This is a genomic window from Nocardia sp. NPDC059240, assembly GCF_042753865.1.
Classification (GTDB): domain Bacteria; phylum Actinomycetota; class Actinomycetes; order Mycobacteriales; family Mycobacteriaceae; genus Nocardia.
Genome location: NZ_JBHZAC010000004.1, coordinates 303,157 through 328,310 on the forward strand (window position 1 = coordinate 303,157; position 25,154 = coordinate 328,310).

Sequence of the window (25,154 nt, forward strand, 5' to 3'; positions counted from 1 at the left end):
GATGACCTCCTCCGGTCTCAGGCGTTCTGACGCTCGGCCCGCTGCCGCACCAGCTCCTCGACCGCGCTGGGCAGGGTGGTGTCGAAGTCGATGAGTTTCACCCAGGTCGGAGTGATGACAACCCGAACCATCCCGTCGTACAGCGACCGCACCTCGGCCTCCCATTCGACCCGCTGCTCGGCACTCATCTCGTAACTGCCGTTGATCTGCAGGAACTCCTCCGGAATCCCCTCCACCACATCCAACTCCACCGACCCCCGGATAAGCAGAATCTTCGGCGGATGCACCTCGGTATCAATCGTCAACGCGACCTGCGGATTCTGCCGCAACGAATGCAGCTTCGGCGCATTCTTCGTGGTGCAGACAACAATCTGAGACCCGTTCCAGGTGAAGGCGATCGGGATATTGCGAGGCGTCCCATCCTTGGCCACATACGCCATCCGCAACAGATCCCGCCCCAGCAACTCCTGGCTGATCGGACGATCCAGAATCTCGGCGATCTCGTTCGCGTTCATCGTTCGCTCCTTCGTCGGTATCGAGGCCGTTTCGGCTCCTCGTACCCCTAGGACGGAGCCACCCGACCATTCTCGACATCCCGGCTCAGATTTTTCGAAAATCCCCGAGCAAGCGAGCGAAAGACGACGTCAGGACGCTCCGGGCCACTGCGCCGCGGGTTGATGCATCTGCATCTGCGGCTGCGGTGGCATCGCGTACGCCACGGGTCGCGCCCGGCCCGAGCCCGCCAGCGCACCACCGGTCAGCACCAACCCACCGACGAACAGCGCAGCACCGATCAGCACAACATCGCTGACAAGTTCACTGGTCCGCTCCTGAGCAGGCAGCATGTCCTCGCCACGAGTGTTGTACTTCCCATCCCACCAACCCCAATTGCAGTCCTGCAGCCGTGGATTGTCCTGGTTCGCCTGGCAGGTCATCCCCAGATCCCTCGGCGTACGCGCGGCGGTATCCCGCAAATCATGCTGAGCCATATACCCGAGACACATCATCACAGCCCCGGCAACAGCCACCAGAAGCCCGAATATCCCTGCGGTAACCCTCATTCCCCATCCCTCCCGATCACCGCCACATCGTAACGGCCCGCTACCACATGTCGAACCGGGCAGATACAGGTTTTCGAGCAACTCGGTGCCGCCGCTTTGATCCCAGCGTTCAAGCTAGGGCTCGGGCCGATCGTTGTGCCGCTCGCTCTGTATTTTCACGGCCGCATGGATCAACAGCCGTGCCGCTTCGCCCATGACCGCTTGACCTGCCAACAAGTCGAACGCGCGGCCGTAGATGGCGATTTCCCTCGGCTGGGTGACCTTGAGTTCAGCGGTGACGCCTTCGACTATCACCATCCTGCGGTCGTACATCACGAAATTCGTCGCGGGTGCCGGGCAGTAGGCTTCTTCCGGCACGATTCCGAAGGTCACCCTCGGTAATCCGATGACGGCCATGAGCCGGTCCAGTTGCCCGGCCATCACGCCCTCATCGGCTACGCCGGTCCGTAGAGCCTGCTCGCCCATGAGAATGTGGAATCGCCGGTCTCCGCTGTACAAGATGCGCTGTCGCTCCAGCCGTTTCGCGACCCCGTCTTCGAGGTCGTCGGGTATGCGGTAGAAGTCGATTGCCTGCCGCAGGATCGCTCTCGCGTAGTCGGCGGTTTGCAACAGACCCGGCACGACGTATGGCTGATAGACCCGCATGACCTTCGTTCGCTCGGAGAGCTTGGTCAGCGCGTGCTGCCCGCGCCGGGTGCCCGCGCTGAGGACGCGTCGCCATTCCACATAAGCGCTGTCGATGTTTCGGACCGTCGCGAGCAGGTCCGGCAGCTGTTCGGGAGCATCGAGAAGCTCGCAGTACGTTCGGATGTCGGCTTCCGATGGAGGGCGGGTGCCGCGCTCGATCTTGCTGACCTTCGATTCATGCCAGCCTGCTCGCTCCGCGAGGACGCGCCCGGACATGCCCACGGCACGGCGTAACTCTCGAAGCCGTTGTCCGAGCGCTTCTCTCGCTTCCTGGAGGCTCCCGGTCACTTCACCATCTGCGAGCCGGCAGCGGCCACGTAATCGGAGTAGGGGGTCGCGAGTTTCCAGAGCCGCTGCTTGACGCCCTGGCAATACTCGATCACTCCGGGATCGGTGGTTATCGCGACACCGGCCGACTTCATCCGGCTATCGACCAGGTTGAAGGCCACTGTCTCATTGTCCATGAGCCACCAATCGTCGGTTGGCACCTCGCCCGCGAGATGGCGTGGCAGGTATCGAATATCTTCGCCTGCCGCGACATTGCGTGCTGCAACTACGAAGCTCCAGCGCTGGTAGTCGGTGTGCGGCACGGTGACAACGCGGACCCGGCTGATCGCTACGCCCCGACCGGTAGTCGCCCGTACCAAAGCATCCCAATCTTCGAACCACGCGTAATCGTCAGGTTCGTTCGCGAGGAAGCGGCGGAATGGTTCGGACTCCACCGGCACCGCGTAGTCGTCTCTGACCTCGAGATGGAATGCCTCACTTCGACATTGCCGGAACAGGTCCGACCAGTCGCCTTGCCGCAGCAGCACCGTAGAAGGTCCTCTCCAACTTGGGCACTTCGATGGCTGCCTCATCGTCGGCCAGGTCGAGCTGACCGAGGGTGTCGGCATCCGTGATCGGCCGCCCGATAACCGTGAAGGTACCCCTACCTGTGTCCATCAACGGGGAGCCCAGGAACGATTCGGGCTCGAGGAATCCGAGAAGCAGATGCGGTATCTCTACCGTATCGGGCCGGCCGGTACTCCATCCCTGCACGAGATAGCTCGATTCGGTCACGTACAGACTCGGGCAGTCGTTCACCTGTGAGCCGCCCTTGCCGAGGAATGTAAGGCACATGCCTTCGCCTCCTACATGTCTGGCGTTCCGCGCCGGTCTGCGGCGCTCTTCAATCGTCCCGCCCGTGGCCAAATTCCGCTTCAGAACGGCCTAGTCTGGGCAAGTTTCGCCAAGTTCATAGCCTGGTGACTCACAACTTTTCTAGCGTCAACGTCAGGTGCTCAGGGCGGTGGAACTCCTTCTTCTGAGCTGCTTCACCAGCGACGGCAGGGGCGACGGTGACCGACGAACCAGACGATGCGCAGGCCACTCCACGCACACGACTGTTCGAGTTCCCCGGCGGCGTACTGGAACTCCAGAGCAACAGCCAGGACTCCGCCGAGGACTATGGCGGTTTCTTCCTGCAACTCAACGACTCCACGGCCATCGACGGCCACGACGATCAAAGGGCGGTCATGCGGTACACACCCACCGCGCTCGGATACCTGCGCACCGATGTCTCCGGCGTGAGTCAACAGTGGGACGAGTCCGAGATCCGAAGGCTCGCAGCACGATACGGCTACGATCTGGCCGAAATCGTGCTCTACGACCCCGTTAGCGGTCGGCCACCGTTCGCGCGGTTGAAAGCCCAAGCGACCCGCCTGGACGCCGAGGCTGTGTTCGTGCCATCACTCAGCCATTTCGAGGACGGCCAAGCACCCTGCTCGCTGGTGCAGCGCCTGGACGTGGTGACCGTGCACCCGGAATCGACATACTCCCGCCGCGTACCGCCGCCACTGCCGGACCATGTACCCGAAAGCCGCACGGGCCGCGGAACATAACCGCAAGCATGCCGAAGATCAGGGAGTACTCACTGCGGAATTTTGTCCGCTTCGCCTCGCTGACAACTCCCTGATCTTGTCGCTGACGGGCCAGCCCTAAGCGGTGCGGGCTCGGGCGGAACGGAGGCTCACCAAGTCGTCATTGAAGGTAGCTGGCTAAAGCGTCGAGCAGTCCTCGGGTGCCTTGTTCGCGGTTGTGCCCGTCTGCCCAGAATTGGTCGAAGAAGACGCCGTGCTCGGTGTGGGTGAATTGGGTGCCCTCCGGGCTGGGTTCGAATTCCAGGGAGGCCACCGATGTTGACATGTGGGCCCCGTCGATCCACATGTCGTAGGTCGTGACGATGCGGTTGTGCTCGACGATGTCGGTGTAGGTGGCCTCGTACCGCGACACCGGACCGTTGTGGAACTTGTGTTCGGCGATGTCGCGGCCGCCGATACGGAAGTCGAAGGTCCACTCGCCGGGTTCGATGCTGTCCTCGCCGCCCCACCAGGCCAGCTTCTGTTGCTCTTCGGCGAACGCGCCCCAGACGCGCTCGACGGCAACCGGATAGCTGCGGGTCAGGCTGAATTCGGCACGGGCGAATCGGCGTTCGATGGTCATGGGCCCGTCCTAACGGGTGAAGGTGACGTGAATCGTGCCGCTCTCGCCTACTTCTGACGTCACCTTGTGGGTGAGGTCGAGACCGCCGAGGTCGTCCCACAGTCCGGTTCCGCGGCCGAGGATGATCGGCGCGACCATGAGGTGCAAGTCGTCGACCAGGCCGGCGCGCAGGAAGGCGCGCGCGGTGCCGACGCCACCACCGATGCGCACATCCAGTCCGCCCGCGGCAGCGGTCGCCTCGGCGAGGACGTCTTCGATTGCGCCGCTGCGGAAGTGGAATGTCGTGCCGCCCTCCATCGGGATCGACGGCCGCGCGACCACCTGGTGCGGGTATCCACCCGGAGGGGCCGGTTTCGACCAATCTTGGCGTCGCAGTGTGTTGGTGAGGACGTAGACCGGCGTGCCGAACGGGGGCCGATTACCCCACCAGCCCTTCCATTCCGGGTCGCCGGGAAACGCGTGCAGCCCGAACATTCCCGCGCCCATGATCTCGGCTCCGACTCCCTCGAAGAACGCGGCGGTGTGGCGGTCGTCGACGCCGGTCGTGCCGGCGCCGCTGGTGTCGCCGAACACGTGCTCGCGGAACGTGCGGGTCGCGATGTGGCCCGCCGCGAGGCGCCCCCAGTCCTCGCCCATCGGATTGTCGGGGGAATTGTCGGTCGCCGAGGTGAAGCCGTCCAGCGAGACGAACAGGTTGATGCGAACGCGAGTCATATTTCAGGTCTCCTTCGAAGCGGTGCGAGTCAGGTGGATTCCGAGCCGGTCGGCTTGCTGTTCTGCGGGGGTTCGTATTTCGTCGAGCCACAGGTGCAGGACATCGAGCGCGCCCGGTCGCAGGCTCACAGTGCGAACGCGTCCGAGCTTGTGTGAGGTCACCAGCCCGGCGTTCTCGAGGACGCGCAGATGCTGCATCAGTGACGGCAACGCCATCGAGAAGGGTGCCGCCAACTCGGAAACGACGGCCGGTGACTTCACCAGCCGCTCGACGATGGCTCGGCGCGTCGGATCCGCGAGAGCGCGGAGCACCGCGTCCAGTTCGCCATGATACTTAGGCACAAACCTAAGTATCATGGCGGTGCCGGGATCCGTCAACAGATTCGAGGCCGCCGAAGCGGGAAGGTTCGTTAACGCTCGGGGCGGCGAGTTGCGATCTTGAATCGGTGATGCGCGCGCTTCCTCGCGTCTCGCCCGGTTGTCGCACCGAGGGCGGTCAAGGCGGACCCCGACCCGCCTGCCCTCGGGGCGGCAACCTTCAAGAGCGGGTCCAGGATTGGGCGGTGTCGGTGAGGTTCCACCACGAGACGTAGTGGGGGTCTGGGGGATTCGGGTGCCAGGATGCGGCGAGGTGGGCAAAGAAGGCGTCGTCGGCGGTCTTGCCGCCGGGTGGTTCACCGATGTAGATGAGGCGATCGCCGCCTGCGGAGGCGTATTCGGCCAGGGTTGCCGAAGCCATGTGGTCGCCCCAGCCCGGGGGCCAGCACAAGAGCAGTATGTGAGCGTTGCGGCCTGCGGTGCGGGCGGCCTCGGTGGTGTCGGCGGTGACCGGGTGCCACTGGTCGCGTAGGCCCGAAGATGCAGGGAATGACGGGTTTTCGGTGAGGCCGGGGGGTTGGGAGTCGGCGGCATGCACGGGCACACCGGCCCGGGACAGCTGGGCGGCCCAATAGCCGCGACCGGCACCGAGTTCCGTCACGGGACGTCCGGCGCAGACTTCGGCCAGCCACTCGATCGTGGCGGGGGCGGGGATCGCGTAGGCGTAGGCGGACTGCAGGATCGTTTGGGCGAAAGCGAGTCTCGGACTGCCGTTGACTCGGCCGCCGTCGACGACTCGGCGTCCGGCGACCTCGGAGACGGATGGCGCGACGATGTCCCAGTAGGGGTTGTCCGACGATCCGCCGGTCAGATAGTGCACCAACCGCAGGTCGAAGGCCGCGTCGGCGCGCTCGTCGCCGGTGCCGGGTAGGCGGGAGGCGGTGTCGAAATACTCTGCCACGCGCGGGAATTCGGCGCGCAGGCGTACTTCGTCGCCGAGCAGGGCGGCCAGTTCGGTCCGACGTTGCGGGGTGAGCACCAGGTTCGTCACTCGATCGATTGTGCGGCTACACGGTTGAATCGCGGGCCGTGTCGGCGCACTTCGCGTGTTCAGATGCGTAGACCGTTGATCAATGCGAGAACCGTGGGTTCGGTTTGGGCGCGGGCGGTTTCGGGATCCTCGGCGTTCGCGATGAACATGGCGGCCTCGCCGAGGGCGGCGAGGATGATCAGCGACAGCGGGCGGATGTCGAGGTCGGCGCGCAGGACCCCCGTCTGGATTCCCGCTTGCAGACCCGCCACGACGAGCCCCAGGCCGTACTTCTCGTCGACCTCGCGCCACTCCTGCCAGCCGAGGACCGACGGCGCGTCGATGAGGGCGATCCGAACACGCTCGGGGTCCACGCAAGAGAGCAGGAAGTTGTGCAGGCCCGCCTCCAGCGCGGCCAGGGCGTCGGCGGGCGGGGCGGCCGCCATGGTTTCACCGACCTGCTGCAGGATCTCCTGCTGCACCTGCTCGTAGACGGCCCTGAACAGGTCCTTCTTGTCCTTGAACTGGTGGTACAGCGCGCCGCGGGAGCTGCCCGCGCGTTCCACGATCTCGGGGGTGCCGACCGCGGCGTATCCGCGTTCGGCGAAGAGTTCGCGCGCGGCGGCGATCAAGGTCGCGCGGGTCGACTCGGATCGTTCGGCTTGCCTGATCATCAGCACCTTTCTGGGCCCGGTGGGTGGATCGTATCGTGAACCTATTGAAAACAGGCAGCCTGTTTGTTACTTTGAAATCCTCTTCACCGTCACAGCTCCAGAGGGAGTCATCCAGATGACGAACACCATCAGCCCCGAATCCCCCAAGGCCTGGCGCGATCCCGCCCTCGGCACCCGGCGCGAGCTCGCACTGCCGCAAGGCCACCTGACCGTATTCGACAGCGGCAGTGGCGATCCCATCGTTTTCGTGCACGGAGTTCTGGTCAACGCCAACCTGTGGCGCAAGATCATTCCCGCGCTGTCGCGTGAATATCGTTGTGTGGCAATCGATATGCCCCTCGGCTCACACACCACCGCCATGCCCGACGCCGAACTGGACCCGCCCGGGCTGGCCAAGCTGGTCATCACGGCCATCGAAGCCCTCGACCTCGGCCCGGTCACGTTGGTGGGCAACGACTCCGGTGGCGCGGTGAGCCAGCTGGTTGTCGCCACCCGCCCGGATCTCGTCGCCCGCCTGGTGCTGACCTCCTGCGACGCGTACGAGAACTTCCCACCCCCGTTCTTCAACTACCTCGGGACAGCCGCCCGCACCCCGGGAGCCCTCGCCGCCATGGCCCAGTCCCTGCGCATCCGGGCCCTGCGCCGCCTGCCCATCGCCTTCGGCTGGCTGATGCACGGCCCGCTCGACCCCAAGGTCGGCGACTCCTACGCCCTGCCGGTCACCGTCCCCGCCATCCGCTCCGACGTCCGCCGGGTCATCACCGGGCTCGACAGCCACCATCTACTCACCGCCGCAAAGACTTTCGCCGATTTCAAGCATCCGGTACTGCTGGCCTGGTCGGCCGGGGACCGCTTCTTCCCGGACCGCTACGCCGAACGCCTGGCCGCCGATTTCCCGAACGCGCGGATCACCTGGATCCACGATTCACGCACCTTCTCCGCGGAGGATCAGCCCGCCCAACTGACCGCCGCGATTTCCGGATTCCTCAGCGAGACCCGCGCCGAGAGCCGGCAATGACCGTGCTCGAGCACGGGGCGATCGCGCGCGAGCAGGCGATGACAGCGCGCGATCTGCCCCACCTCGCCGGCGTCGAGCACCGTTTCCTCGACGTCGGCGGGTTGCGCACGCACGTGGCACTGGCGGGCAGCGGCGAACCGTTACTCCTGCTGCACGGCTGGCCGCAGCACTGGTGGCAGTGGCGGCACCTGATCGGCCCACTGGCGCAACGCTTCCGGGTGATCTGCCCGGATCTGCGCGGGCTCGGCTGGACCGACGCCCCACCGACCGGTTACCGGCCCGACGTCATGGCCGACGACATCACGGGCCTGCTCGATCAACTCGGCGTCGACCGCTTCCACGCGATCGGCCACGATTGGGGCGGGTTGGTGGGTTACCTGCTGGCGCTGCGCTTTCCGGAGCGCATGCGGCACTACATCGCCATCAACACGGTGAGCCCGTTCCTGCGCCCGAGCCCGCGCGTGCTGGCCGACAGTCTCCGGCTCTGGCATATCGCAGCGAATGCCACCGGTCCGAGACTCGCCGCCCACGCCATTCCGGCGTGGGCGCTGGATCATTGGACTCACCGCACCGAGGCGATGACCGCCGCGGACCGCGCCCTTTTCCTCGACCAGTTCGAGGAACCGGCCCGGGTCGAGGCGACCGTGAGCTACTACCGCAATCTGATCGCCCGGGAGATTCCGTCGCTACTGGCGGGCCGGTACCGCTGGTCACGGCTGCGGGTGCCGACCATGGTCCTGGTCGGCAGCCGAGATCCGCTCCTCCCGGTCACCGCGGCCTGCGACTTCGGTTCTCTCGCAACGGATATCCGGTTCGAGGTGTTCGAGGATGCCGGTCATTTCCCCGCCACCGAGCAGCCGGAGCGGGTCGCCGAATCAGCGATGGAGTTCTTCGGTCAGAAGTCGCCGCCGTCGAATCCGTCGAATCCGCCGAAGTCTCCGTAGTCACCGAAGTCCGAGCCGCCCAGATCGGCACCGGGGTCCATGCCGCCCTGGTCGTAGCCGCCTTGGTCGATTCCGCCCTGGTCGTAGCCGCCGTCCCCGGCGGCGTCGAACCCCGCCTGATAGCCGTCGCCGTAACCGTTTTCGAAGGCGGCGGAGTCGTAGCCGACCCCGGACATCCCGCTGAAGAGCGAGTTGAACAGGATGGCGGAGCCGACGCCCCAGGCTCCGGCGACCAGGGCGGTCTTCCACCACGGCTCGGAATACCAACCGGCCGGAACCGGTCGCCCCGCGACCCGCCCGCCCGGGTAGTAGTTCGGGGTGGCCGCCGACGGGTTGGGCGAGGCTTCGACACGACGACCGTCGAAGTCGATCGCCCGCTCCTCGGTCACGCTGCCCGCGCTGCGCTGACCGTCCAGTTCGGGAACGGCCGGGCCCGGATCCATCCCCATGGCCGCCCGGGCGGCCCGCACGTAGTAGAGGCCCTCGAGCGCGGTCTCCTTGGCCAGCCGGGCCTGCGCCGGGGTCGTGGCCTGCTCGATCTGCGAGCCCGCGGCATTGAACCGCTCACCGGCATCGACCAGCGCCTGCTTGGAGGCGGCATCGGTGCCGCCGAGGTTGTAGACCTGCCCGCCGAGCCGCTCGATCACCCGGCGCGCGTCCGCTTTCGCGTCCGCGAGCGCAAGGTCCGAGCGGGAGCGTTGAGCGCGGTTGACCACCACTACACCGAGCAGCACAACCAGCGCGACGAGAACCAGAACGACGACCGTACCCATGCGCCCAGCCTACGCAGCAATATTCGCCGAACAGTTGCTACTCGCTGTGAGCTGAATGAAGACCGCGACGCTGCGGCCTCACTCGCACACCTATCCGGCGACGGCCGCGAAACGCTCGGTGCGGCGCGCTGGATCAACCTCCTCTTCGTCCGGCTCCGCCACCGCAAACTGGCGCTTACCAGCGGTTTTAGCCGAATACATGGCGCGGTCGGCGCTGCGCAGCAGATCCGAGAAATCGCATTCGCGGCCGGGTGAACAGAACGCGGTACCCACACTCGCCGACGCCGGAACGTGCCCGGCGGCGGTCGGCACCGGCTCACACAGTGCCGACAGCACCCGCATCGCGAGCTCGGCCAGCGTATTGCGCCGGGCCGGCACCGCGACCACGAACTCGTCACCGCCGTAGCGCGCGATCACGGCCTCGGCCGGGCAGGCCGCGCGCAGCCGCTGGGCGATGGTGACCAGCACCTCGTCGCCGACCGTGTGCCCGTAGCCGTCGTTGATCTGCTTGAAGTCGTCGAGATCGATGAGCAGCAGGCCCACACCGCGCGCCGGGTCGGTCGACATCACCCGCACCCGCTCCTGCAGCAGCGAGCGATTGGCCAGATCGGTCAGCACGTCATGGGTGGCCTCGTGCCGCAGCCGTGTCTGCAGTGCCGCGATCTCCTGCACCCGCACCGACACCGCCTCCGACAGGCTGCGTTCCTGCTGGGCGAGGGCCCGCTGCTGCAGCGCCTCCGCGTAGGCGTCGATGGCCTGGCTGGCGATGAACGACCAGCGGGTGGCGATCAGCGAACCCCGCAGTCCCGGTGAGAGACCCAGCAGCGCGCGGCTGGCGGGCGCGAGCATGCGGGTGCGGTCGAACGGTGATTCGGCCAGGCTGCGACCGATGCGGCGGGCCTCCTTCACCGGAAACGGTTCGGACCCGGCCAATTCCAGCAGCTCACCGATGAGGCTGCCGAAGATGCGCTCGAGGTCGTCGGCGGGAACGCCGGGCGTCTGCCCCAGTGCGACGCTGTTCGCGCCGGGGTGCACGGCCCGCACCCATTCCCGGATGGTCACCGCCACAATGGCGGAGGTTCGCGTGTCGAGACGGATGGACATCTGCGTTCACCCGGCGAACTTGAAGCCAGGACCAGCGGCCGCGCCGGTCACGCCCTTCGGATCGAACTCACTACTACGCGGTCGGCCACACCAGTGGTGCATGCTCACCGCCCCCTTTCCGATACCCCCGTCCGGACAAAAAGGATCCTAGCAAGCCACCCGACATCGAAAAGCCCTGATTCAGAACGGGTTCCCGCTGTCTCGCGAATGGCGATCGATGGCTCATCGCTACCATCACGGCGGTGTTACACCGGTTTCCGGCATGTTTTCCGCGACGCGCCGAACATCGGGTCCGACCGGCCCTGACATGCGACAACAGGACCTGATTGGCATTCCGGGAGTGAGGTTCGGTACAGTGCTCAACGCACACGGCATCCACGGATGCGGTGACTGCGGGTGTAGTTCAATGGTAGAACCTCAGCCTTCCAAGCTGATGGTGCGGGTTCGATTCCCGTCACCCGCTCTTCCCCCTCGCGGGGTCACGGGGTGTAGCGCAGCTTGGTAGCGCATCCGCTTTGGGAGCGGAGGGTCGCAGGTTCAAATCCTGTCACCCCGACCAGATTCCTTCTCTACCAGCGATTTCTGATCACACCGCGGGCCAGGTTCGACAACAGCTCGGCTGTTCGCCCGGTGTGTTCCATGTCACCCACCCAGAGTGGGCGGGTGCGGCCCCGAACCCTCCGGTGTCCGCGAATGAGGCTGTTTCCCAGTCGATCTCATCGGCAGTATGTCCGATTCGAGGGCTCGCACGCGATCTCGGAGCAGTTCGGCACGCGCCGTCCGGTCGGCGGCGTACTGCGCGCCCTCGGTGAGTTGGCCGGGATGCTTGCGGTAGTACAGGCCGACCTCGGCGAGAAACCAGCCGTCGCACAGTGTCGAGACGGCGAGCAGCATGCCGGTGTCCTCGGAGGTGGGCAGCGCCATCCAGCCGCCCACCGCGATGAGCAGTTCACGACGGATGCAGATGGTCGCGGGGTGCACGTTGAGCAGATATCCGTGATCCAGCCACCAGGAGTGGACGGCCCCGCGGCGGAGCAGACCTGCCGGTGGGTCGGTAGCGAATTGCCGCAATGATCCGTCGGGCATCCAGTCCAGTGCTCGGCATGTGGTCCAGCCGATTTCGGGTTCGGCGGTGAGCACGTCGATGCTGTCGGCGAGGGCGCGCGGGGTGAGCATGTCGTCGGAGTCGAGGTTGCGGATCAGCTCACCGGAGGAGCGCTCCAATGCGACATTGCGGGTCGTGCCCGGCCCGCCCCGGGGACCGGTTGCGGGTCGGACGCGCGGGTCGGCGAGGGCTTGCGGTGAGAGTGGCGGCGGTTCGTCGCCGTCCGCTTGCACCACCCATTCCCAGGCCCACCCCGCCGGAAGCACCTGATCGCGCAGCGATCGGTATGCGTCGTCGAGGAATTCGGCCGGGGTGCGATAGCAAGGCGTGACAACGGAGATCAGCATCGTTGTCACCGAACATAGTCCAGTCTCGACGTGCACCGGAGACGGCGAACCCCCGGCCCGAATGCGATGTGGGCCGGGGGTTCGCGGGTCAGCTGTTGTCGTGGCCGGTGATCTGCACGGTGGAGATGCGCAGCTCCGGGTCGCTGAGGACCTCGTTGCCGGTGATGGTGACCGTGGCGGTGAAGTAGTCGTTCTCGGCGAGGGTGCCGACGCCGGGGCCGGCGAGTTCGATGGAGGTGCCGTTGAGGACGTAGCTGTCGCTGTTCGGGCCCGCGGTCACGAAGGCGGCGTGGCTGTCGTCGGTGACGTTGTACATCTCGCCGTAGATGGTCAGCGACTCACCCACGTGGTGGTGGTAGTCGGCGAGGATCTCCTTGAGCGACGCCTCCGAGGCCGGGGACTGCTTCTGGATGGTGACCACGGGCTGGGCCACGGCGGTGCCTGCGGTGCCGCCCGTGAACGCGACGGCGAGAACGGCTGCGGTGATGAGCTTGCGCATGAATGCTTCCTGTCGAACAACGCGGAGGACCACGCGCCCCCGCCGGTTCAAGATCGTAAGCAGGCGTGCGGAACGTTAACCGCCGGCGGTGGAAAGCCACCGGACCGGTTGCCGCACGGTCGGCCCGCCACCCAGGTCGTGCAGCCAGCGGTCCAGGTCGGCGAGGTCGCGGGGGCCGAGCTGGTCGGGATCGATGGTGGTCCGGAGTTGATGCGGCACACCGGAATCCAGCAGCACCCGCAGGCTGCGCGCGGCGGGGCGGATACTGCCGGGAGTGCCGGTGATGTCGTCGTAGCGGCCGGGCGGGGCCTTCACATCGAAGCCGACCCAATCGAGCAGCTCGGCCGACAGCAACTGTTCCAGGCGGCGCGGGTAGGCCCCGGCGGTGTGCAGTCCGGTCGCGAATCCCATGGCCCGCACCTCCCGCAGCGCCTCGACCAAGCCTGCTTGCAGCAGCGGCTCGCCACCGGAGAACACCACACCGTCGAGCAATCCGCGACGCCGGACCAGGTGCAGCCGGACGGCATTCCAGTCCACGACGGGAGGCGTTCGCGGCGAGAGCAATTCCCGATTGTGGCAGTAGCCGCACCGCCACGGGCAGCCCTGCGTGAAGAGGGTGGCGACCAGTTTGCCCGGCCAGTCGCAGGTCGACAGGCGCGACCAACCGCCGAGGCGGATCACGCCCGCACCCCGGCGGATTCGAGGAACGGCACCCGTTCGGCGTGCTCACCGCGCTTGCCGATATTGAACGAGGACACCGGGCGGTGATAGCCCATCACCCGGGTCCACACCTCGCACTCGGCACCGCAACTCGGGCAGGTCGGTTGTTCCCCGGCCAGATAGCCGTGCCCGGGGCAGATCGAGAACGTCGGGGTCACCGTCAGGTAGGGCAGCGAAAAGCGTTCCAGCGCACGCCGGACCAGCGTGCGGCACGCCTCGGCGGTGGTGATGCGCTCGGACATGTACAGGTGCAGCACCGTGCCGCCGGTGTATTTGACCTGCAGCTCGTCCTGACGTTCCAGCGCCTCGAAGGGGTCGTCGGTCCAGCCGACCGGCAGCTGCGACGAATTCGTGTAGTAGGGATTGGTTTCCGTCCCGGCCTGCCGAATCCCGAGGTAGCGCACCCGGTCCTCCTTGGCGAACCGGTAGGTCGCGCCCTCGGCGGGCGTGGCCTCCAGATTGAACAGATGCCCGGTGCGCTGCTGGAACTCGACCATGCGGGCCCGCACGTGATCGAGCAGCCGCACCGCCATCGCATGCCCTTCCGGGTCGGTGATGTCGGCCGCGCCGCCGGTGAAATTGCGGATCATCTCGTTGATCCCGTTCACGCCGATGGTCGAGAAGTGATTGTCCAGCGTCCCCAGATACCGCTTGGTGTACGGGAAAAGCCCGTCGTCCATGAGTCGTTGCACGGTCTCACGTTTGATCTCGAGGCTCTCGCAGGCGAGTTCCAGCAGCACGTCCAGCTCCGCGAACAGCGCGTTCTCGTCTCCGGCGCAACGGAATCCGAGCCGCGCGCAATTCATCGTGACCACGCCCACCGACCCGGTCTGCTCGGCGCTGCCGAACAGGCCGTTGCCGCGCGCGAGCAACTCGGTCAGATCCAGCTGCAGCCGACAGCACATCGAGCGGATGTGGTGCGGTTCGCGATCGGAGTTCAGGAAATTCTGGAAGTAGGGCAGCCCGTACTTGGCGGTCATGGCGAACAACCGGAGCGCATTGTCGCTGTCCCAGTCGAAGTCCCGAGTGATGTTGTAGGTCGGGATGGGGAAGGTGAAGACGCGGCCGTCGGCATCGCCCTCGGTCATGACCTCGATGTAGGCGCGGTTGATGAGATCCATCTCGGCCTGCAGCTCGCCGTAACGGAACGGCATGGCGGCACCACCGATCACCGGTGTCTCCTCGCGCAGGTCGGCCGGGCAGGTCCAGTCGAAGGTGAGGTTGGTGAACGGGGTCTGGGTGCCCCAGCGCGAGGGCACGTTCAGATTGTGGATCAGCTCCTGCATGCCCTGGCGCACTTCGCGATAGGTCAGGCAGTCCTTGCGCACGAAGGGGGCCAGATAGGTGTCGAACGAGCTGAACGCCTGCGCCCCCGCCCATTCGTTCTGCAACGTGCCCAGGAAGTTGACCACCTGCCCGCACGCGGCCGAGAAGTGTTGCGGCGCGGCCGAGGCGATCTGTCCGGGCACCCCGTTGAACCCCTCGGTGAGCAGGCTGCGCAGCGACCAGCCCGCGCAGTAGCCCGACAGCATGTCCAGATCGTGGATGTGGATATCGCCCTCGCGATGCGCGCGCCCGACGGTTTCGGGGTACACGCGGTCCAGCCAATAGTTCGCGGTGATCTTGCCCGCCGCGTTGAGGATCAGCCCGCCCAGCGAATAGCCCTGGTTCGCATTGGCATTGACCCGCCAGTCACGGCGTTCGAGGTACTCGGTCACGGAATCGACAGCATCAACAGCGCTCACAGCAACACCATATTGTGCCGAAAACTGTTCTGGCACACCATATCTTGTGGGACATTTGTCCCTGGACAGTCCTCGGCAACCATTACCCGGTCGTCGGACCAGCGCCGACGGCGACGACTTCGATATCCGTCGCGATATCCGGCCCACCACGATGTGATGCAGTGCTCGAAACCCGATTCGGCGGTCGCTCGCCTGCCCCGGGTTCGTCCTGGGTGAACGACCAGGTGTCGCGAGCCGGCGATGGCGTCACCCGGGAGCATTCGTGTGACCGGCCACACCTTCCGAAACCAGACCGCACAGTAACCGGAAGTTGTGCCTCCGTTTAACTTGTGTTATCGATTTACAGTGCTGCTTGACCACGAGATGAACACTTCGCGCTCCTCGTTGTCGAGCGGCGGGGTCGGAGCGCGCGTACTCCCGGTCGCGGCCCTCGCATTGGCGCTGGTCCTGCTGACCGCCGCGCAGGTGTGGGCCACCGCACACGACACGCTCGGACCGCTGCGCAGCCTGCTCGACGACTATCTGGCCAATCCGCAATCGGCGGCCGTGTCGTGGGCCGGGCTCGGACTCGCCTGCGTCGGCGTACCCACCCGGACCCGGATCGTGAGCCTCGGCGCCGCCGCCGTGCTGGACCTGCTAACCCTGGGCCTGCAGGCGGCGTGCGGGTGGCACGTGTCCATCGGCACGGGACCGACGCTGGCCCTCACCGGGCTGATCGTGGCGGTCGCGCGCTGGGACGGACAACGCCGGCGGACGGCATTGCAGGCCATCGCCTTCGGCGTACTGCTGATCATGGCCTCGAAACTGGCCGACACCTGGCTGCTGGTCAGCATCATCGCCGGGCCCCGCGTGCTCGATCAGTACGTCCAGCTCGCCGATCGCGCCCTGGGCGAACCCTCGTGGCTGGTCGGGCATGCCCTGCAGGCGCTCGGTTCGGTGCCGTCGCAGGTGCTGCACGTGGTGTACATCCAGTTGCCGGTGGCGGCGGTCGTGGTCGCGTTCTGGCAGCTGCGCCGGGTCACCGTCGACGGCTGGCCGCGACACCATCTGGTGCGCACCTTCCTGGTGCTGGGCGTGATCGGACCGCTCGGCTACGTGCTGTTCCCGGTCGTCGGCCCGGTCTTCGCCTACGGCCCGCTCGGGCACGGACTGGAGATCGGCGACTGGCCGCAGGTCTGGCCCGCCCTGACCGGCGACCCGCAGCCGATGCTGTTCGACTCCGAGACCGCCCGCAACTGCATGCCGTCGATGCACACCGCCTGGGCCACGGCCCTGTTCATCCACTCCCGCACCGGACCGCGGTGGCTGCGCTGGGCCGGGACGTTCTGGCTGGTGTGCACACTGCTGGCGACACTGGGCTTCGGCTACCACTACGGCAGCGATCTGGTGGCGGGTGCCGTACTGAGCCTGACGGTCGAGTCCGCGCTGCGCGATCCGGAGCGCGGCTGGGATCACAACCGGGCCCGGATCGTCTCGCTGGGCGTGGCGGTGCTCGCCGGATTGTTGCTGTCGTACCGCTTCCTAGCCGAGACCATGGCCGAGTATCCGGTGCCCGCCGGAATTCTCGTGCTGGGTTCACTGGCCGCGGTCGTGATCCTCTTCTACGCGACCTGGTTCGCCCGTCCGGGCAGCCGGTTGGCGCAGTGGGGCGGCCGAGTCCCGATCGACGGATTTGCCACCAATTTGCCCATATCGCAAGGCAATCCGGACATCTTGCGCGAAAGCCGAAAGGGTTAAATTCTCCCTGATGATCACTACGCGGGCGGGGCAACGAAGCTTGCTGGACAACCTGAGGACCGAGGGCCGCGGCGGACTACCGATCATTCCGATCTTGATCGGCGTGCTGCTGTCGGTGGCCATCACGGTGCTGTTCGCGTCCCTGCACGGCTTCCTCGACCTGCAGGTCTACCGCGTCGACACCAAGGGCTGGCTGGAAACCGGCAGGCTCTACGGCGCGACCCTCCCGGTGGCCGGGCACACCGACCTGCCGTTCACCTATCCCCCGTCGGCCGCGGTGCTCATGATTCCGCTCGCCGTCATGCCGCTGTGGCTGGCCGAATTCCTGGTCACGGCCAGTTCACTGACCTGCCTCGGGGTGACGATCTGGCTGGTGCTCGCGCGGGTGCGGCCGGATCTGAACGCGCGCACCAGGATCACGCTGAGCCTGACGGCGGTCGTGCTGGCGCTGGCCATCGAACCCGTGCGCACCACGCTGTGGTTCGGGCAGATCAATCTGGTGCTGATGGCCGCGGTCGCCCTGGACTGCCTCACCGAGAAGCCTCGCTGGCCGCGCGGCGTGCTCATCGGCATCGCGGCGGTGACCAAGCTGACCCCTGCCGCGTTCGTCCTGTACTTCCTGATCCGCCGCGACTGGAAGGCCGCCGGCACGGCCGCGGCCACCGCGGTGGGTGTGATCGGTGCGGGATTCGTGTTGTTCCCCCGCGAATCCCGTGACTACTGGCTGCACGCCATCGTCGACACCAATCGCATCGGCTCGCCCGACTATGTCGGCAATCAGTCGCTCAAGGGCATGGTGTTCCGGGTCGGGGTGCCGCATTCGGCGACCACCGCGGTCTGGCTCGGCCTCGCCCTGATCGTCGCGTGCGCGGGCGCGGCGCTGATGCATCACCTCGTCACCGCCGAACGGTGGAAGGCGGATGCGGGGGGCCCGACGCCGGTGACCATCCTGTCGGTCACGGCGCTGCTCGTGAATGCCGCGGTGCTGCTGCTCATCTCGCCGGTCTCCTGGACCCACCACTGGGTGTGGGTGGCGCCCGCACTGGTGACGGCGGCCGCCTGGGCCTCCACCAGTCCCCGGTTCGCGCCCTCCGCCACCATCGCGGTGGTCACCGTGCTGTTCCTGATCGGCCCCGGCCTGGTGCCCAACGGCAAGCATCGGGAGATGAATTGGGCTTGGTGGCAACACATCCCGGGTGACATCTATGTGATCGCGACGGCCACTCTGTTGTCGGTCGGCCTGGGTAGGCTGATCTGGTCGCGCACCAGAACCGGCGTCGCACGCTAGCCGGGGATCACAGAGATTCGAGAGAATGACCGATCTTTCTGCATTTCCACTGCCCTTCCTCGCCTACGGCACGACAGCGACCGCGCGACCGCGCACGCTGCGGGAACTGCAGATCATGCAGATGAGCGCGCATATCCGGGCCAAGCCGCACTGGTTCGCCAAAATGCACGACGCCGAGATCGCCGCCCGGTGGGCGGCGGAGGCGGCGGCTCAAGGTCTGACCGAGGAGCAAATCCGTTATGTGATGGCGGAATTGGCGTACTACGCGGGGCTGCGGGACGCGCGGACCGGCATCGAAGTGTCGGCGGTCGATGGGGTGTGGCAGTCGGACATCCTGATCGATGACGAGCTGAAAGACCGTCTACGGGAGGCGGTTCGGGTGCTGGAGGAGGTGCCCGCCGCGGAGCTCGATTGGCATCCGGGTTCGGACGGGCAGGTCCTGGATCTGGTGCACCCCTCGCTGTTCTGTCTGGTGCGCGGGGTAAGCCCGGTGGACGACGCGGCCTGGCCGAGCCTGGCGAAAGACTATGAGCGGTACGCCTACTCGGAGAAATTCCAGTGGCTGCCCACCGATGTCGAGGTCGGCGACGATGGTACGGCCGTTTTCTCGTCGTACGTGAACAACGTCCACCCGGTGGCCCATCGCGAGCTCGAATCCGTACTGCCACAACTGTTCACCCGTGTACTGCCGCTGTTCGAGCACGTACTCACCGACCTGCTCAACCCCCGGCCGGTGCGTGATGACGTCGAATTCTGGGACTTCCTCGAGCAGAAGCCGGTCGCGCCGGAGGACGACGACAAGGACGCCTGGAGAGCGTATGAGGACGCCCGGGAAGAGTGGTGGGACAACCGCACCCCCGACCTCGGCGAACTCGCCGCCTTCACCCCGCCCACCCTTCCCGACGACTTCACCCCCGTCGACCTGCGCGGCCGCCGCCTGCAGGTGATCGTCAAACTCGCCAACATCCACCTCACCCCCGAGAAGCCCGAATACGCCGGCGGCAGTTGGCATGTCGAGGCGATGCTGAACGAGCGCATCGTCTCCACCGCGCTCTACTACTGGGACAGCGACAACATCACCGACAGTCGACTGGGCTTCCGCGCCGCCATCGACGACCCCCACTACGACCAGAACGACGACAACGGCGTCCGCGGCGTCTACGGCCTCGAAGACGAAGACCCCATGAACCAGGTCCTCGGCTCCGCCCACACCCGCCCCGACCGCTGCCTGGCCTTCCCCAACATCCTCCAACACCGCGTGGCCCCCTTCCAGCTGGCCGACCCCACGCGCCCCGGCCACCGAAAGATCCTGGCCTTCTTCCTCATCGACCCGTCGGTCACCATCACCTCGACCTCCGACATCCCACCCCAGCAGCCGTGGGCGGAAACCTCGACCATGACCCTGGCCGAGGCCAACGATTACCGCGACCAGCTGATGCAGGAACGCAAGTTCTTCGTCGACCAGCACAACCAAGAGCTCTACGAACGCGAATTCTCCCTCTGCGAACACTGATCCCAGCCGTCGACGGCCCTAGCATGGGTGCATGCGAGCCGCTGGGGATGCCGGTGACAGTGCGGCGCAAAGGGTCAGCGCCTCACCCTGGGGTGTCGCGCGACCCGGGCGAGCCATCCGGATGCCGGGTGTTCGGATGGCGGGATTTCAGGATCTCGGCACGAACCTGATCGAGATGCCGGTGGTCCCCCATCCGTCGGTCACGCTGGTACTCGACTTCGGTACCGGGGCACTCGTGGTGGACGACGGCGGCGGTGCGCGGGAGCCGGGCGGTCTGGTCGCCGGTCTGCTGCCGGGCCCGGTTCGGCTGCGCGGGCGGAACCTGACGTGTGTGGAGGTGCGCCTGTCGCCCCTGGTCGCGCGCACGGTGCTGGGCGAGTGGGATCGCACTGTGATTTCCCTCGAGGACGTGTGGGGGCGGGAGGCGTCCCGATTGCGGGAGCAACTGGCCGAATCATCCTCGTGGGGTGAGCGTTTCGCGTTGACGGAGGCGCAACTCGCTCGTCGCGGCGCGGCGGGGCGGGTGGTGGATCCGGAGGTGGCGCGGGTATGGAACCGGATCCTCGGCACCCGCGGCCGGGCCCGGATCGACGATCTCGCCGTCGAGGTGGGCTGGAGTCGCCGGCGGCTGTGGGGGCGCTTCCGCGACCAGCTGGGGCTACCACCCAAGCAAGCCGCGAAACTGGTGCGTTTCGACCACGCCGCGGGCTTGTTGGCCGCGGGCGAAGCAGCGGCCGACGTGGCGACCGTGTGCGGATTCGTCGACCAGGCTCATATGCATCGAGATGTCCAGGCGTTCACCGGAATGACCCCGGTCATGCTGGCGACCGACCTCGGACTCGCGGTGGACCACAGCGCCTACACGTGAATTCGGGTCGAAATTCATCAATATCCCTTTTATTTCCGTATCGCCTGCGGAAGTAACATGCGCGACCAGCATTCTGATGTGTTCAGACAACACCCAATTCAGGAGGTCGGAATGCTATCTGCGAAGCGGCTTGCTGCCAGCGTTGTCGTCGCCACCGCGGCTGCGGGAACAATGTTCGCGACTGCTGGGGTTGCCCAGGCCGATGACGTGCCGGTATGGGCAGCGAACTGCCAGGTCTTCAACATCTTCAACACCGGCGGAATGTCCACGTGCCAGCTCCCCACCTGGCACCAGGTGAAACTCACCTGCATCGCCTGGCCCGTCCCCTTCACCTATTGGAAATACGGCCCCGCCCAATACGGCACGAACCAATCCTGGGCCAGCTGCGACTCATACAACGCCCTGGTGAATGTCGAGGTCATCCAGGCGTGAACACCCCGGTCCGCAGTGACCGAACATTCGTACAAGATTGTCCGGGGTAGCGCCCATCAAACTGGGATCATGCGAATTCACGATCCCATCACCCTCGCGAAAACCCTCTCCCCCTTCGATTTCCGCGAACTCGAGCCATTCAACGCAGGCATGTTCTGCATGTACTACGGCGACCGCCTCGAAACCTCGGCCTGGGAGCTACACCCGGACACCGACGAACTCCTCATGGTGCTGTCGGGCACCGTCACCGTCGAAATCCTCACCGAAACCGACACCCACCGCCACAAACTCACCCCCGGCTCCTTCGTCATCGTCCCGAAAGCCCACTGGCACAGGCACATCGACATCCACGACGTCGTCGAACTGTTCTATACGCCCGGCACCACGGTCGAATCCACCGCCGCGGACCCGAGAGTCCCTGGCACAGCCACGCAAGTCGTCACCCCGAGCTTCGACGGCCGGAGCAACTGACATGGATCTGCGTGGCGCGAAAATACTGCTGACCGGGGCCACGGGCGGCATCGGACGGACGCTGGCGACGGAGTTGGCACGGCGGGGCGGTGACATGGTGCTGACCGGACGCCGGATCGAGCTGCTCGAGCCGCTGGCCGAGAAAGTAGGTGGCCGAGCCATTCCCGCCGATCTGACCGATCGGGACGAGATCGAGAAACTGATGCGGGAGGCGGGTGAGATCGATGTGCTCATCGCCAATGCCGCCCTTCCGGCCGGAGGCCCGCTACCCGACTTCTCCATCGACGAGGTGGACCGAGCGCTCGACGTCAACCTGCGCGCACCCATCGTGATGGCGAAGCTGGCGGCCGACCACATGTCCGCCCGCCGCCGCGGTCACCTGGTCTTCCTCTCCTCGCTGGCAGGAAAGACCGCTACCGCGCAGGAATCCCTGTACAGCGCCACCAAGTTCGGCTTGCGCGGCTTCGCCCTCGCTCTCCGAGCGGACCTGCGACACCACAACGTCGGAGTCTCGACCCTGTTCCCGGGCTACATCAGAGACGCCGGCATGGTCGTTGATGCCGGCGTCACCCTGCCCCGCGGGGTCGGCACCCGGTCGCCGCGGGACGTGGCGCGCGCGACCGTCCGAGCCATCGAGAAGAACCGTGCCGAGCTCGACGTAGCGCCTCTGAGTCTGCGTTCGATCGCCCTACTGGGCGGACTGGCGCCCAACCTCGCGGCCGCCCTCCAGCGTGGCCTCGGTGCCGAGACGATCGCCGGGCAACTCGCGGAGGGCCAGCGCTACAAGAACTGATGGCGTGCGTCATCGGCATTATGTGATGTCGCGGAGTTGATTCGCGAAGATCTGGTTGCCGAGTGCATGCGCTCGGTCGAGGTCGAGGATGGTGCCGGCGATGTCGGGGTGGTCGGCTGCCCAGGTTTCGGCGGTGGATCGGTCGGTGAAGAAGTTGAGGTAGTTGCAGCAGGTGTCGGCCGAAGGGCCTTGTGCGGCTTGGGCTGCGACGAACACCACGACGCTCGGGGGGTCGGCGAGCGGGCGTCGGCGACGGACGGTGACGGCGATCGGCGCGCCGGTCACCGGATCAACGGAGGCGACGGCGATATCGGTGTCGAGCATCGCCGCCAGGCCGAGGGCGTCCACCGCGCACATGGCGTACACGACCCGGCCGCCGTCGATCTGCACTCGATGCGGCGTCGGGGTGGCGGAGAACGGGTACGCCGAGGCGACCGCGCCGGCGCTGTCGAGGCGGATGGCATCGGCATCGTGCAGCTGCCGTAGCACCTCCGCGAGGGGAATGCCCTGCCCGGCAACGGCTTCGGCCAGTTCGTCGGTAGCCGGAGGGCGACCCTGCTCGGCGAAGAAACGCAGGATCACCCGATGCACGGCTCGTGCGGTGGGATCGGCCGGTCGCGCGCCGGCTCGCCAGGAACGCAGCCCCTCGCCGACGGACAACCCGAACGCCGCACGTAGCGCGTCCACGGCGGGAGCGCCGTCGAGACCCTGTTCGGAGGGGTACAGCCGGCACGACAGGCTCGCGACCGACCCGTCCGTCGCGAAGGGGTCGCGGCCGTCGATGAGCAGGGTCGGCGACCCCGTCATGCCGGTGGCGGCGGCCTCCTCGTGGTCGGTCACCACGTGGTGGACGATCTCGATCGTGAGCGCCGTTCCAGTGAGTGCCTCGCGGATGCGGTCCTCGAGAACGGCCACGTTCGGGCAGTCCGGAACCTGAAGGATTTCGAGTTTCATCGGGTTTGTCCTTGCTGGAGTGAGGCCAGAATCGAGCAGCTGCGCTGGGCCGGAGGGCGCTCGCAGGTGGCGATGAGCTCGGTCAGCGAACGCCGCATGCGTTGCAGATCCGCGATCCGTGCGGCCATTTGGGTCACGCGCTCCTCAGCGAGAGCCCGTGCCGCGTCACAGTCCTCGGGTCCGCCGCCGGCCAGATGAAGCAGGTCCTGGATCTCATCGAGAGTGAACCCCAGATCCTGGGCGCGCTTGATGAATCGCACCGTGGTGACCGCGTCATCGGAGTAGCTGCGATAGCCCGATGGCGAGCGCGGCGGCGGCGTCAACAGCCCGCGACGCTCGTAGTAGCGCAACGTCTGCGTGTTCACACCCGCCAGCGCGGCCAGCTCACCGGATCGCATTCCCACATTCTCAACCTTGTACCCAGGTACAAGGTCAAGGGCCTGACGATCGCGGCGGGGCAGTACGACACTCTGGGACGCGCTGTCCGCGTTTCGCGCGTTCGCCGTGGCTAGAGTGACTCGAACGTGCAGTTACCGGCCAGCAATGGATTGGGGGCGTTGCCATGTCAGCTACGTTGTCGGCCGGATTGGTCGAACTGGGCTCGGCGGCCCTGGCTCTCGCCGACACCGTCACGAGCATCGCCGCCAATGTCGTCTTCATTCTCAGCGCCTTCGGGTTGCTGTGACCGCCCGGCCTCGAGGAGGAGCAGTGAAGTACGCAGCGCATCTGACGGCCGTCGTCGCGGCCGCCCTGCTGGCCGGAATCCCCAGCGCGCAAGCCGATCCCGGCGACGTACCCCGCGTGTGCACCGTGCCCACCGAGTTGGCCAACGGCACCGTCCTGATCCTCTACGGCAGCACCCCCGCCGTCCCCGCCGCACCCATCGGTGACTCGATGACCCTGGTGCGTTTCCCCGCCCCCGGCGCACTCCAGTACATGGTCGTCGGCAGCGGTGTCTGGCAGGACGGCACCTACACCTACAGCTCCCCCGAACAGGGCGTCGCCGTCATCGACAGCACCCAGACCAGCGCACCCCAACCCATTCCCTTCACGATGACCCTGCGCTGCCGCACCAACGACACCGGCCAATACGCCTACACCACCCCGGGCGGTACGCAGGCGACCGACGACAACGTGACGGTGTACCGCATCACCCACGTCAACCGCTGACGCCCCACCGACCACCAGGAGCCCGCCGGTGACCGAACCCTCGAAACCTTCCGTCCTGTCCCGCATCTCGACCAAACAGTGGCTCGCGATCGTCCTGACCGCACTCGCTGTCGCGTTCATCGTCGTGAACCGTCACCAGGTGGACATCAAGTTCCTGCTCATCACCGTCCGCTCCCCCATGTGGCTGGTCCTCCTCGTCACCTTCGCCGTCGGCTGGCTGGTCGGCCTCCTCACCCGCCGCGCCCGCCGCTGACCGGTTCGGTCCTTCGCCACAGCGAATCCGACATCGCGAGGTATAGCGGTCGGGCAGCAGTTCCTCGACGAGTTGTTCCACGCGTGAACGGATTTCGTCGCGAATCGGCCGCACGGCGTCGACACCCTTGCCCGCCGGATCGTCGAGAGCCCAGTCGAGGTAATCGACACCGGGGAAGTACGGGCAGGTATCTCCGCACCCCATGGTGATGACGACGGTCGAGGTCTGCACGGTGTCGGGGGTAAGGATCTTCGGTGTCTGGGCGGTGATGTCGATACCCAGTTCGGCCATGGCCTCGACGGCTGCCGGGTTGATCGTCTCGACGGGTGCGGTCCCAGCCGAACGGACCTCGATGGCATCGCCCGCGAGGTGGGTCAGGAAGCCCTGCGCCATTTGTGAGCGACCGGCGTTGTGGACGCAGACGAACAGCACGCTCGGGGTGGAAGTCATTG

At 66.4% G+C, this 25,154-nt stretch carries 30 protein-coding genes, 2 tRNA genes and 1 pseudogene; 14 read left to right on the plus strand and 19 right to left on the minus strand.

From position 1 onward, the window contains the following. Positions 1–17: 17 nt before the first annotated feature. From ACFXHA_RS15990 to ACFXHA_RS16010, 5 genes are all read right to left on the minus strand, one after another. On the minus strand, positions 18–515 hold the full coding sequence (locus ACFXHA_RS15990) for a pyridoxamine 5'-phosphate oxidase family protein (protein ID WP_379357241.1): 498 nt from the start codon (positions 513–515) through the stop codon (positions 18–20). Between the two features lie 129 nt (positions 516–644). Beyond that, complete coding sequence (locus tag ACFXHA_RS15995; RefSeq protein ID WP_379357243.1) at positions 645–935, minus strand: hypothetical protein; 291 nt, start codon at positions 933–935, stop codon at positions 645–647. A 240-nt stretch (positions 936–1,175) separates the two neighbouring features. Further along, positions 1,176–2,036: a helix-turn-helix domain-containing protein gene (locus ACFXHA_RS16000; RefSeq protein ID WP_379357245.1), complete on the minus strand. Its 861-nt coding sequence runs from the start codon at positions 2,034–2,036 to the stop codon at positions 1,176–1,178. Further along, positions 2,033–2,563 carry a DUF6879 family protein gene (locus ACFXHA_RS16005; RefSeq protein WP_379357247.1) on the minus strand — a complete coding sequence of 177 codons (531 nt, stop codon included), beginning with the start codon at positions 2,561–2,563 and terminating at the stop codon, positions 2,033–2,035. Before ACFXHA_RS16005 ends, ACFXHA_RS16000 begins: the two co-directional genes overlap by 4 nt. Next, a complete protein-coding gene (locus tag ACFXHA_RS16010) occupies positions 2,511–2,870 on the minus strand; it encodes a hypothetical protein (protein ID WP_379357249.1) in 360 nt (119 codons plus the stop codon). The genes ACFXHA_RS16005 and ACFXHA_RS16010 overlap by 53 nt, the downstream gene beginning before the upstream one ends. A 218-nt stretch (positions 2,871–3,088) precedes the next feature. Here ACFXHA_RS16010 and ACFXHA_RS16015 point away from each other — a divergent pair, with 218 nt between their 5' ends. Beyond that, positions 3,089–3,631: a hypothetical protein gene (locus tag ACFXHA_RS16015; protein WP_379357251.1), complete on the plus strand. Its 543-nt coding sequence runs from the start codon at positions 3,089–3,091 to the stop codon at positions 3,629–3,631. Positions 3,632–3,770: 139 nt separating this feature from the next. On the opposite strand, the gene ACFXHA_RS16020 is transcribed toward ACFXHA_RS16015, so the two are convergent. The 5 genes from ACFXHA_RS16020 to ACFXHA_RS16040 form a co-directional block, all read right to left on the minus strand. Continuing rightward, complete coding sequence (locus tag ACFXHA_RS16020; RefSeq protein ID WP_379357253.1) at positions 3,771–4,232, minus strand: SRPBCC domain-containing protein; 462 nt, start codon at positions 4,230–4,232, stop codon at positions 3,771–3,773. 9 nt (positions 4,233–4,241) lie between these two features. Continuing rightward, on the minus strand, positions 4,242–4,946 hold the full coding sequence (locus tag ACFXHA_RS16025) for a dihydrofolate reductase family protein (RefSeq protein WP_379357255.1): 705 nt from the start codon (positions 4,944–4,946) through the stop codon (positions 4,242–4,244). Between the two features lie 3 nt (positions 4,947–4,949). Further along, positions 4,950–5,288 carry an ArsR/SmtB family transcription factor gene (locus ACFXHA_RS16030; protein WP_379357257.1) on the minus strand — a complete coding sequence of 113 codons (339 nt, stop codon included), beginning with the start codon at positions 5,286–5,288 and terminating at the stop codon, positions 4,950–4,952. Positions 5,289–5,484: 196 nt separating this feature from the next. Further along, positions 5,485–6,315: a hypothetical protein gene (locus tag ACFXHA_RS16035; protein WP_379357259.1), complete on the minus strand. Its 831-nt coding sequence runs from the start codon at positions 6,313–6,315 to the stop codon at positions 5,485–5,487. A gap of 59 nt (positions 6,316–6,374) precedes the next feature. Beyond that, positions 6,375–6,968 (minus strand): TetR/AcrR family transcriptional regulator, encoded by a 594-nt coding sequence (locus ACFXHA_RS16040; RefSeq protein WP_379357261.1) that lies wholly within the window; start codon positions 6,966–6,968, stop codon positions 6,375–6,377. A 115-nt stretch (positions 6,969–7,083) separates the two neighbouring features. On the opposite strand from ACFXHA_RS16040, the gene ACFXHA_RS16045 reads away from it, so the two are divergent. Together ACFXHA_RS16045 and ACFXHA_RS16050 are read left to right on the plus strand one after the other, a co-directional pair. Then, positions 7,084–7,986: an alpha/beta fold hydrolase gene (locus ACFXHA_RS16045; RefSeq protein WP_379357263.1), complete on the plus strand. Its 903-nt coding sequence runs from the start codon at positions 7,084–7,086 to the stop codon at positions 7,984–7,986. Next, a complete protein-coding gene (locus ACFXHA_RS16050; RefSeq protein WP_379357265.1) occupies positions 7,983–8,930 on the plus strand; it encodes an alpha/beta fold hydrolase in 948 nt (315 codons plus the stop codon). Before ACFXHA_RS16045 ends, ACFXHA_RS16050 begins: the two co-directional genes overlap by 4 nt. On the opposite strand, the gene ACFXHA_RS16055 is transcribed toward ACFXHA_RS16050, so the two are convergent. Continuing rightward, positions 8,882–9,703, minus strand: a complete 822-nt coding sequence (locus ACFXHA_RS16055; protein WP_379357267.1) for a DUF1542 domain-containing protein — start codon at positions 9,701–9,703, stop codon at positions 8,882–8,884. The genes ACFXHA_RS16050 and ACFXHA_RS16055 overlap by 49 nt on opposite strands. Before the next feature lie 90 nt (positions 9,704–9,793). After that, positions 9,794–10,807 carry a diguanylate cyclase domain-containing protein gene (locus tag ACFXHA_RS16060; protein ID WP_379357269.1) on the minus strand — a complete coding sequence of 338 codons (1,014 nt, stop codon included), beginning with the start codon at positions 10,805–10,807 and terminating at the stop codon, positions 9,794–9,796. A 392-nt stretch (positions 10,808–11,199) separates the two neighbouring features. On the opposite strand from ACFXHA_RS16060, the gene ACFXHA_RS16065 reads away from it, so the two are divergent. After that, a tRNA-Gly gene (locus ACFXHA_RS16065) sits at positions 11,200–11,270 on the plus strand. 19 nt (positions 11,271–11,289) lie between these two features. Continuing rightward, positions 11,290–11,366, plus strand: a tRNA-Pro gene (locus ACFXHA_RS16070). A gap of 83 nt (positions 11,367–11,449) precedes the next feature. Here the strand turns inward: ACFXHA_RS16070 and ACFXHA_RS16075 are convergent. The 4 genes from ACFXHA_RS16075 to ACFXHA_RS16090 all read right to left on the minus strand — a co-directional run bounded on the left by ACFXHA_RS16075 (position 11,450) and on the right by ACFXHA_RS16090 (position 15,223). Then, positions 11,450–12,259 (minus strand): glycosyltransferase family 2 protein, encoded by an 810-nt coding sequence (locus ACFXHA_RS16075; protein ID WP_379358288.1) that lies wholly within the window; start codon positions 12,257–12,259, stop codon positions 11,450–11,452. Positions 12,260–12,347: 88 nt separating this feature from the next. After that, positions 12,348–12,758, minus strand: a complete 411-nt coding sequence (locus tag ACFXHA_RS16080; RefSeq protein WP_379357271.1) for a hypothetical protein — start codon at positions 12,756–12,758, stop codon at positions 12,348–12,350. Positions 12,759–12,833: 75 nt separating this feature from the next. Continuing rightward, entirely contained in the window at positions 12,834–13,439 is a 606-nt protein-coding gene (locus tag ACFXHA_RS16085; RefSeq protein WP_379357273.1) for an anaerobic ribonucleoside-triphosphate reductase activating protein, read from the minus strand. Further along, on the minus strand, positions 13,436–15,223 hold the full coding sequence (locus tag ACFXHA_RS16090) for a ribonucleoside triphosphate reductase (protein ID WP_379357275.1): 1,788 nt from the start codon (positions 15,221–15,223) through the stop codon (positions 13,436–13,438). The genes ACFXHA_RS16085 and ACFXHA_RS16090 overlap by 4 nt, the downstream gene beginning before the upstream one ends. A gap of 345 nt (positions 15,224–15,568) precedes the next feature. Here ACFXHA_RS16090 and ACFXHA_RS16095 point away from each other — a divergent pair, with 345 nt between their 5' ends. The 7 genes from ACFXHA_RS16095 to ACFXHA_RS16125 all read left to right on the plus strand — a co-directional run bounded on the left by ACFXHA_RS16095 (position 15,569) and on the right by ACFXHA_RS16125 (position 22,325). Further along, positions 15,569–16,960, plus strand: a complete 1,392-nt coding sequence (locus ACFXHA_RS16095; protein ID WP_379357277.1) for a phosphatase PAP2 family protein — start codon at positions 15,569–15,571, stop codon at positions 16,958–16,960. 10 nt (positions 16,961–16,970) lie between these two features. Next, a complete protein-coding gene (locus ACFXHA_RS16100) occupies positions 16,971–18,248 on the plus strand; it encodes a glycosyltransferase 87 family protein (RefSeq protein ID WP_379357279.1) in 1,278 nt (425 codons plus the stop codon). A gap of 25 nt (positions 18,249–18,273) precedes the next feature. Then, on the plus strand, positions 18,274–19,761 hold the full coding sequence (locus ACFXHA_RS16105; protein WP_379357280.1) for a DUF4246 domain-containing protein: 1,488 nt from the start codon (positions 18,274–18,276) through the stop codon (positions 19,759–19,761). Between the two features lie 31 nt (positions 19,762–19,792). Next, the gene (locus ACFXHA_RS16110) at positions 19,793–20,629 is read left to right on the plus strand and encodes a helix-turn-helix domain-containing protein (protein WP_379357282.1); all 837 of its coding nucleotides are present in this window, start codon (positions 19,793–19,795) and stop codon (positions 20,627–20,629) included. 57 nt (positions 20,630–20,686) lie between these two features. After that, on the plus strand, positions 20,687–21,061 hold the full coding sequence (locus ACFXHA_RS16115; RefSeq protein ID WP_379357284.1) for a hypothetical protein: 375 nt from the start codon (positions 20,687–20,689) through the stop codon (positions 21,059–21,061). 69 nt (positions 21,062–21,130) lie between these two features. Next, a complete protein-coding gene (locus tag ACFXHA_RS16120; protein WP_379357286.1) occupies positions 21,131–21,532 on the plus strand; it encodes a cupin domain-containing protein in 402 nt (133 codons plus the stop codon). 1 nt (position 21,533) lies between these two features. Further along, positions 21,534–22,325 (plus strand): SDR family NAD(P)-dependent oxidoreductase, encoded by a 792-nt coding sequence (locus tag ACFXHA_RS16125; protein WP_379357288.1) that lies wholly within the window; start codon positions 21,534–21,536, stop codon positions 22,323–22,325. 18 nt (positions 22,326–22,343) lie between these two features. Here ACFXHA_RS16125 and merB read toward each other — a convergent pair whose 3' ends face one another. Continuing rightward, a complete protein-coding gene (gene merB / locus ACFXHA_RS16130) occupies positions 22,344–23,279 on the minus strand; it encodes an organomercurial lyase (RefSeq protein ID WP_379357290.1) in 936 nt (311 codons plus the stop codon). Then, positions 23,276–23,677, minus strand: coding sequence for a MerR family transcriptional regulator (locus ACFXHA_RS16135; protein ID WP_379358290.1), 402 nt, complete (start codon positions 23,675–23,677; stop codon positions 23,276–23,278). The genes merB and ACFXHA_RS16135 overlap by 4 nt, the downstream gene beginning before the upstream one ends. 164 nt (positions 23,678–23,841) lie before the next feature. Here ACFXHA_RS16135 and ACFXHA_RS16140 point away from each other — a divergent pair, with 164 nt between their 5' ends. Together ACFXHA_RS16140 and ACFXHA_RS16145 are read left to right on the plus strand one after the other, a co-directional pair. Beyond that, a complete protein-coding gene (locus ACFXHA_RS16140) occupies positions 23,842–23,964 on the plus strand; it encodes a hypothetical protein (protein WP_379357292.1) in 123 nt (40 codons plus the stop codon). Positions 23,965–23,987: 23 nt separating this feature from the next. Then, positions 23,988–24,449, plus strand: a complete 462-nt coding sequence (locus tag ACFXHA_RS16145) for a hypothetical protein (protein WP_379357294.1) — start codon at positions 23,988–23,990, stop codon at positions 24,447–24,449. A gap of 304 nt (positions 24,450–24,753) precedes the next feature. On the opposite strand, the pseudogene ACFXHA_RS16150 reads toward ACFXHA_RS16145, so the two are convergent. After that, positions 24,754–25,152, minus strand: a pseudogene (locus tag ACFXHA_RS16150) (arsenate reductase ArsC); the annotation flags it as partial. Positions 25,153–25,154: the final 2 nt, after the last annotated feature.

Bases quoted from the DNA above. Each gene is read 5' to 3' on its own strand.
- ACFXHA_RS15990 (WP_379357241.1), bottom strand. From the start codon at position 515: ATGAACGCGAACGAGATCGCCGAGATTCTGGATCGTCCGATCAGCCAG.
- ACFXHA_RS15995 (WP_379357243.1), bottom strand. From the start codon at position 935: ATGACCTGCCAGGCGAACCAGGACAATCCACGGCTGCAGGACTGCAAT.
- ACFXHA_RS16010 (WP_379357249.1), bottom strand. From the start codon at position 2,870: ATGTGCCTTACATTCCTCGGCAAGGGCGGCTCACAGGTGAACGACTGC.
- ACFXHA_RS16020 (WP_379357253.1), bottom strand. From the start codon at position 4,232: ATGACCATCGAACGCCGATTCGCCCGTGCCGAATTCAGCCTGACCCGC.
- ACFXHA_RS16025 (WP_379357255.1), bottom strand. From the start codon at position 4,946: ATGACTCGCGTTCGCATCAACCTGTTCGTCTCGCTGGACGGCTTCACC.
- ACFXHA_RS16040 (WP_379357261.1), bottom strand. From the start codon at position 6,968: ATGATCAGGCAAGCCGAACGATCCGAGTCGACCCGCGCGACCTTGATC.
- ACFXHA_RS16045 (WP_379357263.1), top strand. From the start codon at position 7,084: ATGACGAACACCATCAGCCCCGAATCCCCCAAGGCCTGGCGCGATCCC.
- ACFXHA_RS16050 (WP_379357265.1), top strand. From the start codon at position 7,983: ATGACCGTGCTCGAGCACGGGGCGATCGCGCGCGAGCAGGCGATGACA.
- ACFXHA_RS16055 (WP_379357267.1), bottom strand. From the start codon at position 9,703: ATGGGTACGGTCGTCGTTCTGGTTCTCGTCGCGCTGGTTGTGCTGCTC.
- ACFXHA_RS16060 (WP_379357269.1), bottom strand. From the start codon at position 10,807: ATGTCCATCCGTCTCGACACGCGAACCTCCGCCATTGTGGCGGTGACC.
- ACFXHA_RS16075 (WP_379358288.1), bottom strand. From the start codon at position 12,259: ATGCTGATCTCCGTTGTCACGCCTTGCTATCGCACCCCGGCCGAATTC.
- ACFXHA_RS16080 (WP_379357271.1), bottom strand. From the start codon at position 12,758: ATGCGCAAGCTCATCACCGCAGCCGTTCTCGCCGTCGCGTTCACGGGC.
- ACFXHA_RS16100 (WP_379357279.1), top strand. From the start codon at position 16,971: ATGATCACTACGCGGGCGGGGCAACGAAGCTTGCTGGACAACCTGAGG.
- ACFXHA_RS16105 (WP_379357280.1), top strand. From the start codon at position 18,274: ATGACCGATCTTTCTGCATTTCCACTGCCCTTCCTCGCCTACGGCACG.
- ACFXHA_RS16110 (WP_379357282.1), top strand. From the start codon at position 19,793: ATGCGAGCCGCTGGGGATGCCGGTGACAGTGCGGCGCAAAGGGTCAGC.
- ACFXHA_RS16115 (WP_379357284.1), top strand. From the start codon at position 20,687: ATGCGCGACCAGCATTCTGATGTGTTCAGACAACACCCAATTCAGGAG.
- ACFXHA_RS16120 (WP_379357286.1), top strand. From the start codon at position 21,131: ATGCGAATTCACGATCCCATCACCCTCGCGAAAACCCTCTCCCCCTTC.
- ACFXHA_RS16125 (WP_379357288.1), top strand. From the start codon at position 21,534: ATGGATCTGCGTGGCGCGAAAATACTGCTGACCGGGGCCACGGGCGGC.
- merB (WP_379357290.1), bottom strand. From the start codon at position 23,279: ATGAAACTCGAAATCCTTCAGGTTCCGGACTGCCCGAACGTGGCCGTT.
- ACFXHA_RS16135 (WP_379358290.1), bottom strand. From the start codon at position 23,677: ATGCGATCCGGTGAGCTGGCCGCGCTGGCGGGTGTGAACACGCAGACG.
- ACFXHA_RS16140 (WP_379357292.1), top strand. From the start codon at position 23,842: ATGTCAGCTACGTTGTCGGCCGGATTGGTCGAACTGGGCTCGGCGGCC.